The sequence below is a fragment of the Streptomyces sp. NPDC006512 genome (genome assembly GCF_040611935.1).
Lineage (GTDB): Bacteria > Actinomycetota > Actinomycetes > Streptomycetales > Streptomycetaceae > Streptomyces.
Window position 1 is genome coordinate 55,272 of record NZ_JBEXPG010000029.1, and the last position, 14,985, is coordinate 70,256.

The window sequence follows — 14,985 nt, forward strand, 5'->3', positions numbered from 1 at the left end:
CGTGCGTGTTACGCGTCCATGAACGGATCATGCGGAGAGCCCGGCCGCGGCGGTGACCCGGGTGACCTGGCTGGGGGAGCCTGATCGGGCTTCACGGGGTGACTGCCGCGGCCGGGGCCTTGGGGGCGGCCGGGAGGGCCGTCAGACGGCCTCGGCGGCCTCGGGGAGGCGGGATGCGAGGAGGTCGGTCAGCCGGACCACCTCGGCGACGTCTCCGTACTCACGGGCGGCGGTGTCCACGGTCTTGCGCAGCCGTGTGTTCACCCGTTCGGAGCGCACCTTTCGCGCCACGTCGAGGGCCTGGTCGACGAGGACGGTGGCCTGCTCGGGCTCGCGCTGGAGCAGGTGGACGGTGGCCATGCCGATGAGGTTCAGGGCGTACGAGCGCTGGTGTTCCTCGTCCTTGGCGAACAGCTCGACGGCGCGTTCCATGACCGGTTCGGCGAGGGAGGCGTAGGTGGGGCTGCGGCCGGCGACGTAGGCCAGGTCGCGGTACGAGTGGGAGTTCTCGCCGTTGAGTTCCGCCTCGGAGAAGAAGCGGATCCAGTCGGGCTCGGGCTCGCCGCCGAAGCCGACGTCGGAGAAGGTGTCCTCGGCCATCCGGACGGCCCGCTTGCAGCGGCTGGGCTGGCCCATGTTGGCGTAGGCGCGGGCCTCCATCGCATACAGCATGGCCTGGGTGCGCGGGCCGGCGCAGTCGCGGCTGCCGTACTGCGCGAGGTGGATGAGTTCCAGGGCGTCCTCGGGGCGGCCCAGGTGGATCATCTGGCGGCTCATGCTGGACAGGATGTACGAGCCGAGCGGCTTGTCCCCGCCCTCCTTGGCGGCGTGCAGCGCGAGGACGAAGTACTTCTGGGCGGTGGGGTGCAGGCCGATGTCGTAGCTCATCCAGCCGGCGAGTTCGGCGAGTTCGGCGGCCACTTTGAAGAGCCGCTTCATGACCGGGGCCGGGTGGTTCTCCTGGAGCAGGTCGGTGACCTCGTGCAGCTGGCCCACGACGGCCTTGCGGCGCAGTCCGCCGCCGCACTGGGCGTCCCACTGGCGGAACATCACGGTGGTGGCTTCGAGGAGGTCGAGTTCCGGTTCCGAGAGCCGGGGCGGCCGGTGGCCGCCGGCCTGGCCCGCCGGCCCGCCCTCGGCGCGCGGTCCGGGGTCGGCGGCCGGGACCGGGACGAGCCAGCGCTGCATGGGCTCGATGAGGGCGGGGCCGGCGGAGAGCGCGAGCGAGGTCCCGAGGAAGCCGCGGCGGGCGAGCATGAGGTCGCTGCGGGAGAACTCGCTGAGCAGCTCGACGGTCTGCGGACCGGCCCAGGGCAGGTCCACGCCGGAGACCGAGGGCGTCTGGTGGGCGGTGCGCAGGCCGAGCTGTTCGATGGCGACGACGGAACCGAAGCGTTCGGAGAACAGCTCCGAGAGGATGCGCGGCACGGGTTCGCGGGGCTGTTCGCCGTCCAGCCAGCGGCGGACCCGGGAGGTGTCGGTGCTGATGTGGTGGGCGCCCATCTGGCGGGCCCGGCGGTTGACCTGGCGGGCCAGTTCGCCCTTGGACCAGCCGCTGCGGACGAACCACGAGGTCAGCTGAACATTGCGGTCAGCGGATTCCTCGATCGTTCCGCTTGCGCCGTTGCCGCTCACTGGAACGCCCCCATCCGCATCGCCTCTTCACACGGAACCCTGGCCGTGGCGGCCGTTGCCGCCGGGGACCTTCACAGGTCCTCCACGGATTGCCTCCGGCATACCCACGGTCGGGTCCGCCTTCGGGGTTCGTGCACCGAAAGTAATCCTACGATCACCCCTGCGGCGAGGTCGATTCCAGAAACGCCACCATTCGCCACCCCTTCGAATGAACTCGCCACCGGCCAGGCGCGATTCACTTGACATGAAGGCGGAACGGAACGGTTGGACGGGAGTGCGCACGGGGCGCGCGCGGCGAGGAGTGCGCCGGGCGGGCCCCGCCGGAGAACGTGCCGCACCCGGCCGCCGACAGGTCCCGCCGACGTCGTAACCACCGGCGCGTCCGACCCGTTGGAGGGGGCATGGGCATGGGCTTCACGATCGGCGGCAGCCGCGGCACCAAGGAGTTCCGTTCCGGCGTCCGGCGCCGGGGCAGGACCTCGGAGTGCACGACGGTGGCGGAGTACACGGGGCTGTGGGGCTGGGACACGGTGCCCGGCGCCCGGGCCGCCGCCCCCGCCCGGGACTGCTCCTGCGGTCATACGAAATGCGGTGCGCCGGGGGCGCATCCGCTGGACTTCGCTCCCACCGTCCCCGCGGGCGCCACCCTCGACGAGGTCACCGAGGTCTGGGGCGAGTACCCGGGCGCGGCGATCCTCCTCCCGGTCGGCCGGAGCTTCGACGTCATCGAGGTCTCCGAGGAAGCGGGGCGCCGGGCCCTGGTCCGGATGGAGCGGATGGGGCTGCCGCTCGGCCCGGTGACGGTGACCCCAGACGGCCGGTCGCAGTTCTTCGTGGCCCCCGGCGCCGCCGCCGAGCTGCCGCAGCTGCTGTACCGGATGGGCTGGGACGACGCCGATCTGGACCTGCGCGCCCTGGGCCACGGCGCCTTCCTGACCGCCCCGCCCTCCGACCACGCGGGCCTCGGCCCGGCCGGCTGGCTGCGCCGCCCCGCGCTGGACTGCGCGGGCGGGCCCCCGCAGGCCCGGCTGCTGCTCGGCACCCTGGCCTACATCTGCCACCGCTTCCGGCGCTGAGGCCCCGCACGGCGGCGGACGGCCCCGCAAGCGTCGGTGCCCCCGGGTCCGTGGGGACCCGGGGGCACCGGTGTGCGGAGCGGAGCGCGGTCGGCGCGTGGGGCGGGCTCAGTCGCCGATCAGGGCGTCCACGAACGCCTCCGGCTCGAAGGGGGCCAGGTCGTCCGGGCCCTCGCCGAGGCCGACGAGCTTGACCGGGACGCCCAGCTCGCGCTGGACGGCGACGACGATGCCGCCCTTGGCGGTGCCGTCGAGCTTGGTGAGCACGATGCCGGTGATGTCGACGACCTCGGCGAAGACGCGGGCCTGCGTCAGACCGTTCTGGCCGGTGGTGGCGTCGAGGACGAGCAGGACCTCGTCCAGCGGGCCGTGCTTCTCCACGACGCGCTTGACCTTGCCGAGCTCGTCCATGAGGCCGGTCTTGGTGTGGAGGCGGCCGGCGGTGTCGATGAGCACCACGTCGGCCCCCTCGGAGATGCCCTCCTTGACCGCGTCGTAGGCGATCGAGGCGGGGTCGCCGCCTTCGGGACCGCGCACGGTGCGCGCCCCGACCCGGTCGCCCCAGGTCTGGAGCTGGTCGGCGGCGGCCGCGCGGAAGGTGTCGGCCGCGCCGAGGACCACGCTGCGGCCGTCGGCCACGAGGACGCGGGCGAGCTTGCCGGTGGTGGTGGTCTTGCCGGTGCCGTTGACGCCGACGACCATCACGACGGCCGGGGTGTCGACGCCGGACTCGGTCTTCACGGCACGGTCGAAGTCGGTGCCGACCAGCGTCAGCAGCTCCTCCTTGAGCAGGGCGCGCAGGTCGGCGGGGGTGCGGGTGCCGAGCACCTTGACCCGCTCGCGGAGCCGGTCCACCAGCTCCTGGGTCGGCGCGACGCCCACGTCGGCGATGAGGAGGGTCTCCTCGATCTCCTCCCAGGTGTCCTCGTCGAGGTGCTCGCGCGAGAGGAGCGTGAGCAGCCCCTTGCCGAGGGAGTTCTGCGAACGGGCGAGCCGCGCGCGCAGCCGGACCAGGCGGCCGGCGGTGGGCTCGGGCACCTCGATCTCGGGCGCGGCCGGGGCCTCGACGACCGGATCCTCGACCGCGACCGGCGATTCGAGGGCGGCCCCGGCGTCGGGGAGGGTGACCTCCTCGATCGTGCGGCGCGGCTCTTCCGCCGTCGGTGCGGCGTCCTCCCCCACCTGCGGTTCGGCGGGCGGGGCAGTGATGGTCGGCGTGCTCGGCGGCGCCGTGGGGGGCAGCTGCTTCTTCTTGCGGCTGCTGACCACGAGCCCGCTGATCGCGCCGACCGCGACCAGGGCGATGACTACAGCAAGGATGAGGATTTCCATAACAGGGCCAGTATGCGCGACCGCGCGCACGGCACTCCGTCGGTGCGGCCCGGGCGTCCCCGGCGGTTCCCCAGAGCACTAAGCCTCTATTTGTCTTCTTCGCCGCGAATCTACGATGATGGGCGACTCCCCCACCCTGCCCCCACGGAGTAGCGCATGCCTGCCGAGACCGCCGACGGCGCGATAGCCGCCCCGGCCGAGACCGCCGTCGAGACCCGCGGGCTGGAGCCCGTACCCGACGGCGAGCGCACCGGACGCGTCCGCGAGCTCGTTCCCACCTGGGTCGCCGCGAACATCAGCGTGCTGCTGCTCACCATGGGCGCGGGGCTGGTGATCCTCAACGGGCTGAACATCTGGCAGGTGCTCGTCGTGGCGGTCGCCGCGCCCGTGATCTCGTACGGGATCGTGGGCCTGATCTCCATCGCCGGCAAGCGCGGCGGGGCGCCCGGCATGGCCCTGTCCCGGGCCGTCTTCGGGCAGCGCGGCAACCTGTTCCCGGGCGCGCTGATCTGGGTGGCCCGGTGGGGCTGGGAGACCATCAACGCGGTCAGCGGGGCCTACGCCGTGCTGACCGTCCTGGACCTCCTCTTCGGGATCGGGAGCAGCACCCCGCTCATCGTCGTGACCCTGCTGTTCTTCGTGGGCTGCACCTTCGTGGTCTCCGGGCTCGGCATCAACGCGCTGCGCGTCTGCTCCACCTGGTCGACGTACCTCTTCGGCGGCTTCAGCGTGCTCGTGCTGGGCTACCTGCTCTTCAACACCGACTGGTCGGCCGTCTTCGACAAGCCGGCCGGCTCCACGGCGATGATGATCGCGGGCATCGGCACCATCGCCGCGGGCGGCATCTCCTGGGTGCCCTCCGGCCCGGACTTCACCCGGTACCTGCCCCGCACCGCCTCGTCCCGCGGCATGGTCGGCGCGACGATCGGTGGCGCGGGGGTCGTGGTGCTGCCGATGGTGCTGATGGGCGCCGTGATGGCCGTCGGCACCCCCGACCTGGCCACGGCCCAGGATCCGGTCTCCTTCATCGGGGAACTGCTGCCCACCTGGCTCGCGGTGCCGTACCTGCTCATCGCGCTCATCGGCATGCTGCTGATCAACTCGATGTCCATGTACTCGGCCGGCTTCACCGCGCAGACCCTCGGCATCAAGGTCCCGCGGGCCTGGGCGGTCAGCGTCAACGCGATCATCAGCCTGGTCTTCGGCTTCCTGCTCATGGTCGTCGCGACGAGCTTCTTCGGCTCGTTCATCTCCTTCCTGACGCTGCTGGCCGTGGCCTTCTCCGCGTGGATCGGCGTGTTCGGCGTCGACATGCTGCGCCGCAGGACATACGACGGCCCCGCCCTGCTGGACACCACCCGGACCAGCGCCTACTGGTACCGGGGCGGCTTCGCCTGGCAGGCCATGACGGCCTGGGCGCTCGCCCTGGTGACGGGCCTGCTGTTCACCAAGGTGGACTGGTTCAGCGGGCCGCTCGCCTCCACCTGGATCGGACAGAACGGCCTGGGCTGGGTGACCGGCATCGTCACCTCCGGCGTGCTGTACGCCGTACTGCCGCGCACGGCGCCGGCGGAGCCCGCCCGCGGGGCCGCCGAGCAGCGCGAGCCCGCCGGGACCCTGTCCAACTGACGCCTCGTCAGCTAACGTCCCCCTTCGCCCGCCCACCCACATCCGGCGAAGGGGGACTCCTCCATGCCCATCACCGTGGCCCGGTTCAATCTCGTCGACCCGAACGGCGCCCCCGAGACCCTCTCCGCCCGTTACCGGGCGGCGCTGGAGATGGCCGCCTACGCGGACGACCGCGGGATCGACACCCTCCAGACCGAGGAGCATCACGGCACCGCGAACAACTGGATGCCCTCCCCCTTCACCTTCGCGGGCGCGGTCTTCGGCGCCACCCGCAGGATCGCGGTCACCGTCTCGGCGATCATCGGCCCGCTGCACGATCCGCTGAAGGTCGCCGAGGACATCGCCGTCCTGGACCTGCTCAGCGGGGGACGCCTCGTCACCGTGGCGGGCATCGGCTACCGGCCCGAGGAGTACGAGCAGCACGGCGTGGAGTGGGGCCGGCGCGGCAGGCTCCAGGACGAGCTGCTGGAGACCCTGCTGAAGGCCTGGACCGGCGAGCCGTTCGCCTTCCGCGGCCGGACCGTACGGGTCACCCCGCGCCCCTTCACCCGGCCGCACCCGCTCCTGCTGGTCGGCGGCAGTTCCGAGGCGGCGGCCCGCCGCGCGGCCCGGCTGGGGCTGCCCTTCTTCCCCAGCGCGCACCTGCCGGAGCTGGAGGCGTACTACAACGCGAGGCTCGCGGAGTACGGCACGGAGGGCTTCTGCATGATGCCGGCGGCCGAGACCCCGCTGCTGCACCTCGCGGAGGACCCGGACCGGGCGTGGGCCGAGTACGGCGGCCACTTCCTGCACGAGGCGGGCACGTACGCCTCCTGGCAGTCCAAGGACATCCGCAGCGCGGTGCGCTCCGGGGCGCGCACGGTCGAGGAGCTGCGCGCGGAGGGGGTGTACCGGATCCTGACCCCGGATCAGGCGGTGGAGTACGCGCGGGGCGCGGGCGAGGCGGGGAACCTGGTGCTGCACCCGCTGTGCGGGGGGATGCCGGTGGACGAGGGCTGGCGCAGCCTCCAGTTGCTGTGCGAACAGGTGCTGCCCCGGCTCAAGGACTGAGCCGGGGCAGCGCCCAGGGAGGAGAAGGGGTGGTGGCGGGGATGATTACCCCATCTCCTCCAACGCCTTGCCCTTGGTCTCCGGCACCCACTTGAGGACGAACGGGATCGAGAGCACGGCGAAGACCGCGTAGATGACGTAGGCGCCGGACAGGTTCCAGTCCGACAGGGACGGGAACGACACCGTGATGACCCAGTTGGCGATCCACTGGGCGGCGGCCGCCACGCCGAGGGCGGCGGCGCGGATCCGGCCCGGGAACATCTCGCCGAGCAGCACCCAGACCACGACGCCCCAGGACAGGGCGAAGAAGAGGACGAAGAAGTTGGCGGCGATGAGGGCGACGAGCCCCTGGGTGTGCGGCAGGGCGATGTCGCCGCCGGTGGTGTCCTTGTAGGAGAAGGCCCAGGCGGCGAGTCCGAGGGAGATCGCCATGCCGGTGGAGCCGATGAGGGCGAGCGGCTTGCGGCCGATCCGGTCGACGAACACCATCGCGATGACCGTACCGACGATGTTCACGACGGAGGTCTCGAAGGAGTACAGGAACGAGGAGCTCGGGTCGACGCCGACCGACTGCCACAGCGAGGAGCTGTAGTAGAAGATCACGTTGATGCCGACGAGCTGCTGGAAGAGCGAGAGGCCGATGCCGACCCAGACGATGGGCAGGAAGCCGAAGCGGCCGCCGAGCAGGTCCTTGAACGTCGACTTCTGCTCCGAATGGATGGCGTTGTCGATCTCGCGGACCCGGGCATCGGCGTCGATGCCCTCGCCCTCGACCTCGCGCAGGACCGTCTTGGCCTTCTCCATCTTGCCGACGGAGACGAGGAAGCGCGGGGACTCGGGGATGACGAAGGACAGCAGGCCGTAGAGCACGGCCGGGACGACCATGACGCCCAGCATCCACTGCCAGGCTTCCAGGCCGCCGATCTCGCCGCGCTGGTCGCCGTCGGCGAGGTTGAGGATGCCCCAGTTGACCAGCTGCGAGACGGCGATGCCGATGACGATGGCGGCCTGCTGGAAGGAGGCGAGCCGGCCGCGGTAGGCGGCCGGGGAGACCTCGGCGATGTAGGCGGGTCCGATCACCGAGGCCATGCCGATGCCGAAGCCGCCGACGATGCGCCACATGGCGAGGTCCCAGAGGGCGAACGGCAGGGCCGAACCGATGGCGCTCGCGCTGAAGAGGACGGCCGCGATCTGCATGCAGCGGATTCGGCCGATCCGGTCGGCGATGCGGCCGGCCGTGGCCGCGCCGAAGGCGCAGCCGATGAGTGCGGCCGCGATCACCTGGGCGAGGGTGGCGGAGCCGACGTCGAAACGGTCGCGGATGGCCTCGACGGCGCCGTTGATGACGGAGCTGTCGTAGCCGAAGAGGAAACCGCCCATGGCCGCGGCCGCGGTGATGAAGATGACGTGCCCGAGGTGGTCGGGCTGCGGCGTGCCGCCGCCCGGTGCGGGTGCCTTCGCTGTGCTGCTGGTCAAGGTGCGCTCCGTGGGGGGTTTTGTCCGTTCTCCTAGTGGCGCACAGGTCAAGATCGGGCACCACCCGAAGTCGGGGGACAGCGGAGCGAGCCTATGTGTTCATTTCCTGAAGTCAAGAGGTCATGTGAAGGTCTCGTTAACTGAGGCGATCGCCACTTGAGTTCACTTCTTGAAGAATGGACGGCTTGTGGAGTCTTCAGCGCAGCCGCTGGCTGATGACCTTCGAGACGCCGTCGCCCTGCATCGAGACCCCGTAGAGGGCGTCCGCGACCTCCATCGTCCGCTTCTGGTGCGTGATGACGATCAGCTGGGAGCTCTCCTGGAGCTCCTCCATGATGCGGATCAGCCGCTGGAGGTTGGTGTCGTCCAGGGCGGCCTCCACCTCGTCCATCACGTAGAACGGGCTGGGGCGCGCCTTGAAGATGGAGACCAGCAACGCCACGGCCGTCAGCGACCGTTCGCCGCCGGACAGCAGCGACAGCCGCTTGACCTTCTTGCCCGGCGGCCTGGCCTCGACGTCCACTCCGGTGGCCAGCATGTCGTCCGGGTCGGTGAGGATCAGCCGGCCCTCGCCACCGGGGAACAGCCGCGAGAACACCCCCTCGAACTCCCGGGCGGTGTCCCGGTAGGCCTCGGTGAACACCTGCTCGACCCGCTGGTCTACCTCCTTCACCACTTGAAGGAGATCGGTCCGCGTCTTGCGCAGGTCCTCCAGCTGCTCGCTGAGGAACTGATGACGCTCCTCCAGCGCCGCGAACTCCTCCAGCGCCAGCGGGTTGATCTTGCCGAGCTGCTGGTACGCCTTCTCGGCCGCCCGGAGCCGCTTCTCCTGCTCGGCCCGTACGAACGGTCCCGGCCGGAGGAGCGCGTCCTGCGGATCGGCCCCGTCCTCCCCGGCGGCGGGCACGGGCGGCGGGACGGGCTGGTCCGGACCGTACTCCGCCACCAGGGCGACCGGCTCCACCCCCAGCTCCTCCAGCGCGCGCGTCTCCAGCTGCTCGATCCGCAGCCGCTTCTCGGCGCCGAGCACCTCGCCCCGGTGCACGGAGTCGGTCAGCTTGTCCAGTTCGCCCTTCAGGTCGCGGCCCCGGCCCCGGGCCTCCGCCAGCTCCCGCTCGCGCAGCCCCTTCGCGTGCTCGGCGGCCGTACGCTCCCCCTCCGCGCGGCCCACCGACACCTCCAGGTGCGCCAGCAACTGCCGTGCCCCGTCGGCGACGGCCCGGGCCACCTCGGCCTCGTGGCGCAGCCGGGCGCGACGCCGCTCCGCGCGCGCCCGGGCCTCGCGTTCCGCCCTGGCCCCCCGGTCCAGCGCGTCCGCGCGCCCGGCCAGCCCCTTGACCCGTTCCTCGTGGGTCCGCAGCTGGAGCCGGGCCTCCATCTCGGTCTGCCGGGCGTTCGCCCCGTCGGCCGCGAGCCGCTCCCGCGCCGAGGTGTCGGGCTCCTCCTCGACGGGCATCTCCTGCGCCACCGCGAGCCGCTCCGCGCACTCCTCCACGTCGGCCCGCGCCCGCTCCAGCGCCTCCTGGGCGGTGGCCGCCGCGAGGGCGCTGCGCTCGGACTCGCCCAGTGCCCCCTTCGCCTGCCCGGCGAGCCTCCCGAGCTGCTGCGCGACCCCGGCCCGGGCCTGCTCGCCGGCCCGCCGCAGCCCGTCCAGCTCCTCGGCACGGGCGGCGGCCGCGGTACGGCGTTCCCGGGCGGCGTCCTGCGCCCCGGCCAGCTCGCGGCACCGTTCCTCCAGCCGGTCCAGCTCCGCCGCCGCCTCGTCGACGGCGGCCTGCACCTCGATCAGGCTGGGAGCGCCCGCCGAGCCGCCGTGCGCGCAGTGGGCCCCCAGCACGTCGCCCTCGGCGGTGACCGCCACCAGGTCCGGATGCGCGGCCACGACCGCCTCGGCCTCTTCCAGGGTCCCGACCACGACGTGGTCCCGCAGCACCCAGGCCACGGCCCGCCGCACCTCCGCGTCCCCGCCGACCAGCCCGGCGGCCTCCCGCCCGGGCCGTACGAGCACACCGACCGCGTCCCCCGCGGGAGCCTGGTGCGGCACGCCCCCCGACACCCCGCCCGGCACGTCGGTCCGGGCGGCACCCGCATCGGCCGTCCCCGCGCCGGCCGGGGCCGGGACGGTCTCGGCCGCACCGACGCCGTCCGGGGCGGGGACGCTTCCGGCCTGCCCCGCCCCGGCCGCGGGGTACTGACCCGGTACCCCGGGCACCGGGGCCGGCGGGGCGATCAGGAAGCTGGCGCGGCCCGCGTCGGCGGCCCGCAGGTGGCGGATGGCCTCCGCCGCGGCCCCGGGGCCCGTCACCGCCACCGCGTCGGCGGCGGCCCCGAGCGCCGCCGCCACCGCGACCTCGTACCCCGGGGTCACCGTCAGCCGCTCGGCCGCCGGACCGAGCAGACCGGCCGGCCTGTCGCTCGCCGCGAGCAGCGCGCCCGTTCCGTCCTTGCGGCGCAGCCCCAGCGCGAGGGCGTCCCGCCGCGCCGAGACGGCCGCGCGGGATCGTTCCGCCGAGGTCAGCGCCTCCCGGGCGGCGCCGAGCGCGGTCTCCGCCTCGGCCAGCTCGGCCCGGGCGGCCTCGTACTCCCCGTCCGCCGCGGGGTCCTCCAGTCCGCCGACCTCCTCGGCCAGCGCCTCGTACTCCTCCCGTGCCGCGTCCGCCCGCTCCCGCGCCGCGTCCCGGGCCGCCACGAGCCGGTCGATCTCCGCCTGGGCGGCGCCCGCCCGGGAGCGGGCCGCGCCGAGGCGGCCGGTCAGCCGGGCCAGCTCCTCGCGCCGGTCGGCGATGGCGCGCGCCGCGTCCCGCAGCCGGCGTTCCTCCGCGGCGAGCGCCCGCTCCAGCTCGGCGCGGTGCTCGGCGGTGTCCTCCAGCGCCCGTTCGGCGGCCTCCAGGGCGGCCGTCAGCTCCGCCTCCTGCTCGCGGATCCGCTCGGCCTCCCTCTCCATGTCCTCCGGGTCGCGCCCGCGCCGCTCCTCCTCCACCGGGTTGGTCGCGCTGCGGACCCGGGCGTCGGCGAGGGAGGCGGTGCCCCGTACCCGCTCGGCGAGCTGCGCCAGTTCGTGCCAGGTCTGCTGGGCCCGCTGGAGCCGGGGGGAGAGCTCCCGTACGGCACGTTCCAGGTCCGCCTCGCGGCGCATCGCCCCCGCGAGCTCGCGCTCGGCCGACTCCTTGCGCTCCTTGAGCGCCTCCTCGTCCGCGAGCTCGGCGTCCAGCGCACCGCGCAGCGTCACCAGGTCGTCGGCGAGCAGCCGCAGCCGCGCGTCGCGCAGGTCGGCCTGGATCACGGCCGCCCGCCGGGCCACCGCGGCCTGCCGTCCGAGCGGCTTGAGCTGGCGCCGCAGTTCGTCGGTGAGGTCCTGCACGCGCGCGAGGTTGGCCTGCATCGCGTCGAGCTTGCGGAGCGCCTTCTCCTTGCGCTTGCGGTGCTTCAGTACGCCCGCCGCCTCCTCGATGAAGGCGCGGCGGCCCATGGGATCGGCGTGCAGGACGGAGTCCAGCTGGCCCTGGCCGACGATGACGTGCATCTCGCGGCCGATGCCGGAGTCGGAGAGCAGTTCCTGGATGTCGAGGAGCCGGCAGGTGTCCCCGTTGATCTGGTACTCGCTGCTGCCGCCGCGGAACATGATCCGCGTGATGGTGACCTCGGCGTAGTCGATCGGCAGGGCGCCGTCGGAGTTGTCGATGGTCAGCGAGACCTCGGCGCGGCCGAGCGGGGGGCGTCCGGTCGTCCCGGCGAAGATGACGTCTTCCATCTTCCCGCCGCGCAGGGATTTCGCTCCCTGTTCCCCCATGACCCAGGACAGCGCGTCCACCACGTTGGACTTGCCGGAGCCGTTCGGACCGACGACGCAGGTGATCCCCGGTTCGAAGCGCAGGGTGGTCGCGGAGGCAAAGGATTTGAAGCCGCGCAGGGTCAGGGACTTGAGGTGCACGCCGCCGGACTCTACCTTTCGCGTTCGGTTTCACCCATGAAGGTGCAGGGCAGATCAGACGCCAAAGGAATCAGCCCCCCGCCTGGCCCAATGAGGATCCGGCGGCGGTGGTGACAGGAAGGGACGGGACCGCGGGAGGGGGGAAGAGGGCGCGGGTGAAAGAAAGAAGGGACGCCGGAGCGTCCCTTGCAGATCATGCGGGGCTGGAGTTGCGACGAGTGAAGCGCGGATCAGGTGAGCGCAGGCTCCGCCTGGGGTACGTCGAGGTCGATGCTGTCCAGCAGCGAGTCTCCGTGCTGAGCGGCGGCCGCGTTCAGTGCGTCGTTCTCGGACTGGATTCGTCCGAGCTCGGACTCGAGGTCCTGGACGCGCTGCTGAAGCCGTCGCATCTCGGCGAGGAGTCGCGGGTCGGAACCGCCGACGTAACCGAGAAGCGCCTTTGCCATGATGGATGGTCCTCCACACTGAGTGACCGACCGAAGCGGTGTGGGTCGTGAGGGAATCGCACCCGCGGATGTCCGGCAGCGACTGACAGTCACTGCGCTTACTACTGCCAACACTGCCAAACAGCTCAGGTGCGCGGGGCTTCCAGCGTCTCACCAAAAAGTTTGACGGTCAACACGATCACGCCCCGTATCGGCGGGCAGCCCGGCCCGCACAAGGGGCGGGGAGATCATCCTCGTCTCCGAGCCTTCCACGGATCGGCGGCCGCGGCAACGCGTCGGCGATGAATGCGCAGATCCGACCATGTGCGCGCCACCCGGGGATCTGATCAGTTCATGATCAGTCGAAAGATCACCGGATCCCGAACCCGTCGTAGCCACCGCGCGGTGTGCCCCATATCTCTGTCACCCCGTCCACCCTCCCGGGCGTGTCGGCCGAGCGGAGCCAGTCCAGCAGCCGGTGGCAATTCTCACGTTGACCTTCGGCCACCACCTGGACTCGTCCGTCGTCGAGATTGAGGGCGAAGCCGACCACGCCTCCGATCTCCAAAGCGTTAGCCCTGGTGAACCAGCGGAAGCCCACTCCCTGTACACGGCCGCGCACCCAGGCGGTCAGGCGGACATCTTCATTCATGCGTGAACGCTAACCGGGCAAACACTTTCCGGGCACATCGCCCCCCTGGCGTCATGGACTACAGTCCCCCACCAATGCATCACCCGTTCGGGTGAGTAACGGTTGATCTTGCAAGGAAGGGCGAGCCGCCGATGGGACGCCACCGACTCCACGCCGCGCCGCCCCGCCGCGGCGTCACGCGCCGCACCGCCGTGCGCACCGGCCTGCTCGGCGTCTCCGTGGCGGTGGCCCTCGGCACGGCGGCCGTCACGACGGGCTTCGTGCCGGTCGGCGGCTCCTTCCCCTACGTAGGCCCCGGCGCCGCCGGGGACGAGGCGAAGGCGAAGCCCTCCAAGAGCGCCGACCGGGCGCTGGAGCAGCAGGGCGGTCTCGCCAACCTCTCCGGCCGGGCCTCGTCGGCCCCCGGGGGCGGGGGCGCCGTGAGCAGCCCGCCGGCCTCCCCCAGCGCTTCGGCCTCTCCTTCCCCCTCCGCCTCGGCATCGGCTCCGGCCTCGCCCTCGGCCTCCCCGTCGACGGCGGCCCCTTCCCCGTCTCCCTCCACGAAGGAGCCGGAGCCGGAGAAGAGCGCCGCTCCGCCCGCCCCGCCCGCCCCGAAGCCGCCGGCGCCCAAGCCCCCGGCGCCGAAGCCCACCGCCCCGGCCCCCGGCGACGGTCACAACGCCGAGGAGGCGGCCGTCCTCACCCTGGTCAACCAGGAGCGGGCGATGGCCGGCTGCGGTCCGGTCCGGGCGAACCCGCCGCTGGCCGCGCTGGCCGGCGCCTTCAGCAAGGACATGGCGGTCCGGGGTTTCTTCGACCACACCGACCCGGACGGCAACACCCCGTGGATGCGGGCCGACAAGGCCGGTATCTCGGGCATGGGCGGCGAGAACATCGCGCGCGGCCAGGGCGACGCCGACGCCGTGATGAAGGCCTGGATGAACAGCCCGGGCCACAAGGCGAACATACTCAACTGCGAATTCCGCACCCTGGGCGTCGGCGTGTACGTCGCGTCCGGCGGCCCCTGGTGGACCCAGGACTTCGGCTTCTAGGGACACGGCCCAGCAGGCCCCGGGGCCGGCTTCCGGGACGGTCAGACGGCGGAGGCCGCCAGGGCCGCCCGGCCCGCCACGAGCACGCGGGCGTGGTCGGCGACCCGGCCGCCGAGGTGCTCGGCGGTCGCGATGTCGGCCTTGTGCACGCCCTCCGGGCCCTCGTCGGAGTTGGTCTGGGCGGCGGCGCCGGAGAAGAAGCCGAGGCGGTTCAGGTCGAACTCGGAGCCTGCGGTGGAGTTCCAGCCGGGCTTCAGGCCCAGGTTGACCCAGCTCATGCCGTGCTGCGCGGCCAGCGTCTGGAAGAACTGCAGGGTGTGCAGCTTGTCGCCGCTCTTGGAGCCGGAGTTGGTGAAGCCGGCGGCGACCTTGTCCTGCCACACGTCGCCGAACCAGCGCTTCGAGGTGGCCTCGGCGAAGACGTGGAACGCGCCGGAGGCGGTGCCCATGTAGGTCGGGGAGCCGAAGACGATGGCGTCGGAGCCGTCGAGCAGCTCCCATTCGGCGTCGGTGATCTCGTCGACCTTGATCAGGTGGACGGTCGCGCCGGCCGCGACGGCGCCCGCCCGCACGGCTTCGGCGACGACCGCGGTGTGCCCGTACCCGGAGTGGTAGGCGATCGAGACGACGGGGGCGGTGGTGACTGCGGACATGACGGTTCTCCTCGGGAGCGGTGCGGGGTGTGCCGCGGTGCGACGAGAGCAAGAGAACCACTAACTTTTAGAAAGCGCAAGCAGACAGTTAGCGC

At 72.3% G+C, this 14,985-nt stretch carries 11 protein-coding genes; 4 read left to right on the top strand and 7 right to left on the bottom strand.

Going from position 1 to position 14,985, the window contains the following annotated elements:
- Nucleotides 1-141 precede the first annotated feature (141 nt).
- Nucleotides 142-1,635 carry a hypothetical protein gene (locus ABZZ17_RS21425; RefSeq protein ID WP_356877885.1) on the bottom strand — a complete coding sequence of 498 codons (1,494 nt, stop codon included), beginning with the start codon at nucleotides 1,633-1,635 and terminating at the stop codon, nucleotides 142-144.
- A gap of 407 nt (nucleotides 1,636-2,042) precedes the next feature.
- Between ABZZ17_RS21425 and ABZZ17_RS21430 the strand changes: the two genes are divergently transcribed.
- Nucleotides 2,043-2,711: a bifunctional DNA primase/polymerase gene (locus tag ABZZ17_RS21430; RefSeq protein WP_356877886.1), complete on the top strand. Its 669-nt coding sequence runs from the start codon at nucleotides 2,043-2,045 to the stop codon at nucleotides 2,709-2,711.
- A gap of 108 nt (nucleotides 2,712-2,819) precedes the next feature.
- Here the strand turns inward: ABZZ17_RS21430 and ftsY are convergent, their stop codons facing one another.
- The gene (gene ftsY / locus ABZZ17_RS21435; protein WP_356877887.1) at nucleotides 2,820-4,043 is read right to left on the bottom strand and encodes a signal recognition particle-docking protein FtsY; all 1,224 of its coding nucleotides are present in this window, start codon (nucleotides 4,041-4,043) and stop codon (nucleotides 2,820-2,822) included.
- Nucleotides 4,044-4,199: 156 nt separating this feature from the next.
- Between ftsY and ABZZ17_RS21440 the strand changes: the two genes are divergently transcribed.
- Entirely contained in the window at nucleotides 4,200-5,672 is a 1,473-nt protein-coding gene (locus tag ABZZ17_RS21440) for a cytosine permease (protein ID WP_356877888.1), read from the top strand.
- Nucleotides 5,673-5,735: 63 nt separating this feature from the next.
- Complete coding sequence (locus tag ABZZ17_RS21445) at nucleotides 5,736-6,722, top strand: LLM class flavin-dependent oxidoreductase (protein ID WP_356877889.1); 987 nt, start codon at nucleotides 5,736-5,738, stop codon at nucleotides 6,720-6,722.
- A 45-nt stretch (nucleotides 6,723-6,767) separates the two neighbouring features.
- On the opposite strand, the gene ABZZ17_RS21450 is transcribed toward ABZZ17_RS21445, so the two are convergent.
- The 4 genes from ABZZ17_RS21450 to ABZZ17_RS21465 form a co-directional block, all read right to left on the bottom strand.
- Nucleotides 6,768-8,198: a sugar porter family MFS transporter gene (locus ABZZ17_RS21450; protein ID WP_356877890.1), complete on the bottom strand. Its 1,431-nt coding sequence runs from the start codon at nucleotides 8,196-8,198 to the stop codon at nucleotides 6,768-6,770.
- A gap of 196 nt (nucleotides 8,199-8,394) precedes the next feature.
- Nucleotides 8,395-12,129 (bottom strand): AAA family ATPase, encoded by a 3,735-nt coding sequence (locus ABZZ17_RS21455; protein WP_356877891.1) that lies wholly within the window; start codon nucleotides 12,127-12,129, stop codon nucleotides 8,395-8,397.
- Nucleotides 12,130-12,359: 230 nt separating this feature from the next.
- Complete coding sequence (locus tag ABZZ17_RS21460) at nucleotides 12,360-12,575, bottom strand: hypothetical protein (protein WP_030227372.1); 216 nt, start codon at nucleotides 12,573-12,575, stop codon at nucleotides 12,360-12,362.
- Between the two features lie 349 nt (nucleotides 12,576-12,924).
- A complete protein-coding gene (locus ABZZ17_RS21465; protein WP_356877892.1) occupies nucleotides 12,925-13,206 on the bottom strand; it encodes an acylphosphatase in 282 nt (93 codons plus the stop codon).
- A 131-nt stretch (nucleotides 13,207-13,337) separates the two neighbouring features.
- Here ABZZ17_RS21465 and ABZZ17_RS21470 point away from each other — a divergent pair, with 131 nt between their 5' ends.
- Entirely contained in the window at nucleotides 13,338-14,237 is a 900-nt protein-coding gene (locus ABZZ17_RS21470; RefSeq protein WP_356877893.1) for a CAP domain-containing protein, read from the top strand.
- Nucleotides 14,238-14,278: 41 nt separating this feature from the next.
- On the opposite strand, the gene ABZZ17_RS21475 is transcribed toward ABZZ17_RS21470, so the two are convergent.
- A complete protein-coding gene (locus ABZZ17_RS21475; protein WP_356877894.1) occupies nucleotides 14,279-14,890 on the bottom strand; it encodes a flavodoxin family protein in 612 nt (203 codons plus the stop codon).
- Between the last annotated feature and the right edge of the window lie 95 nt (nucleotides 14,891-14,985).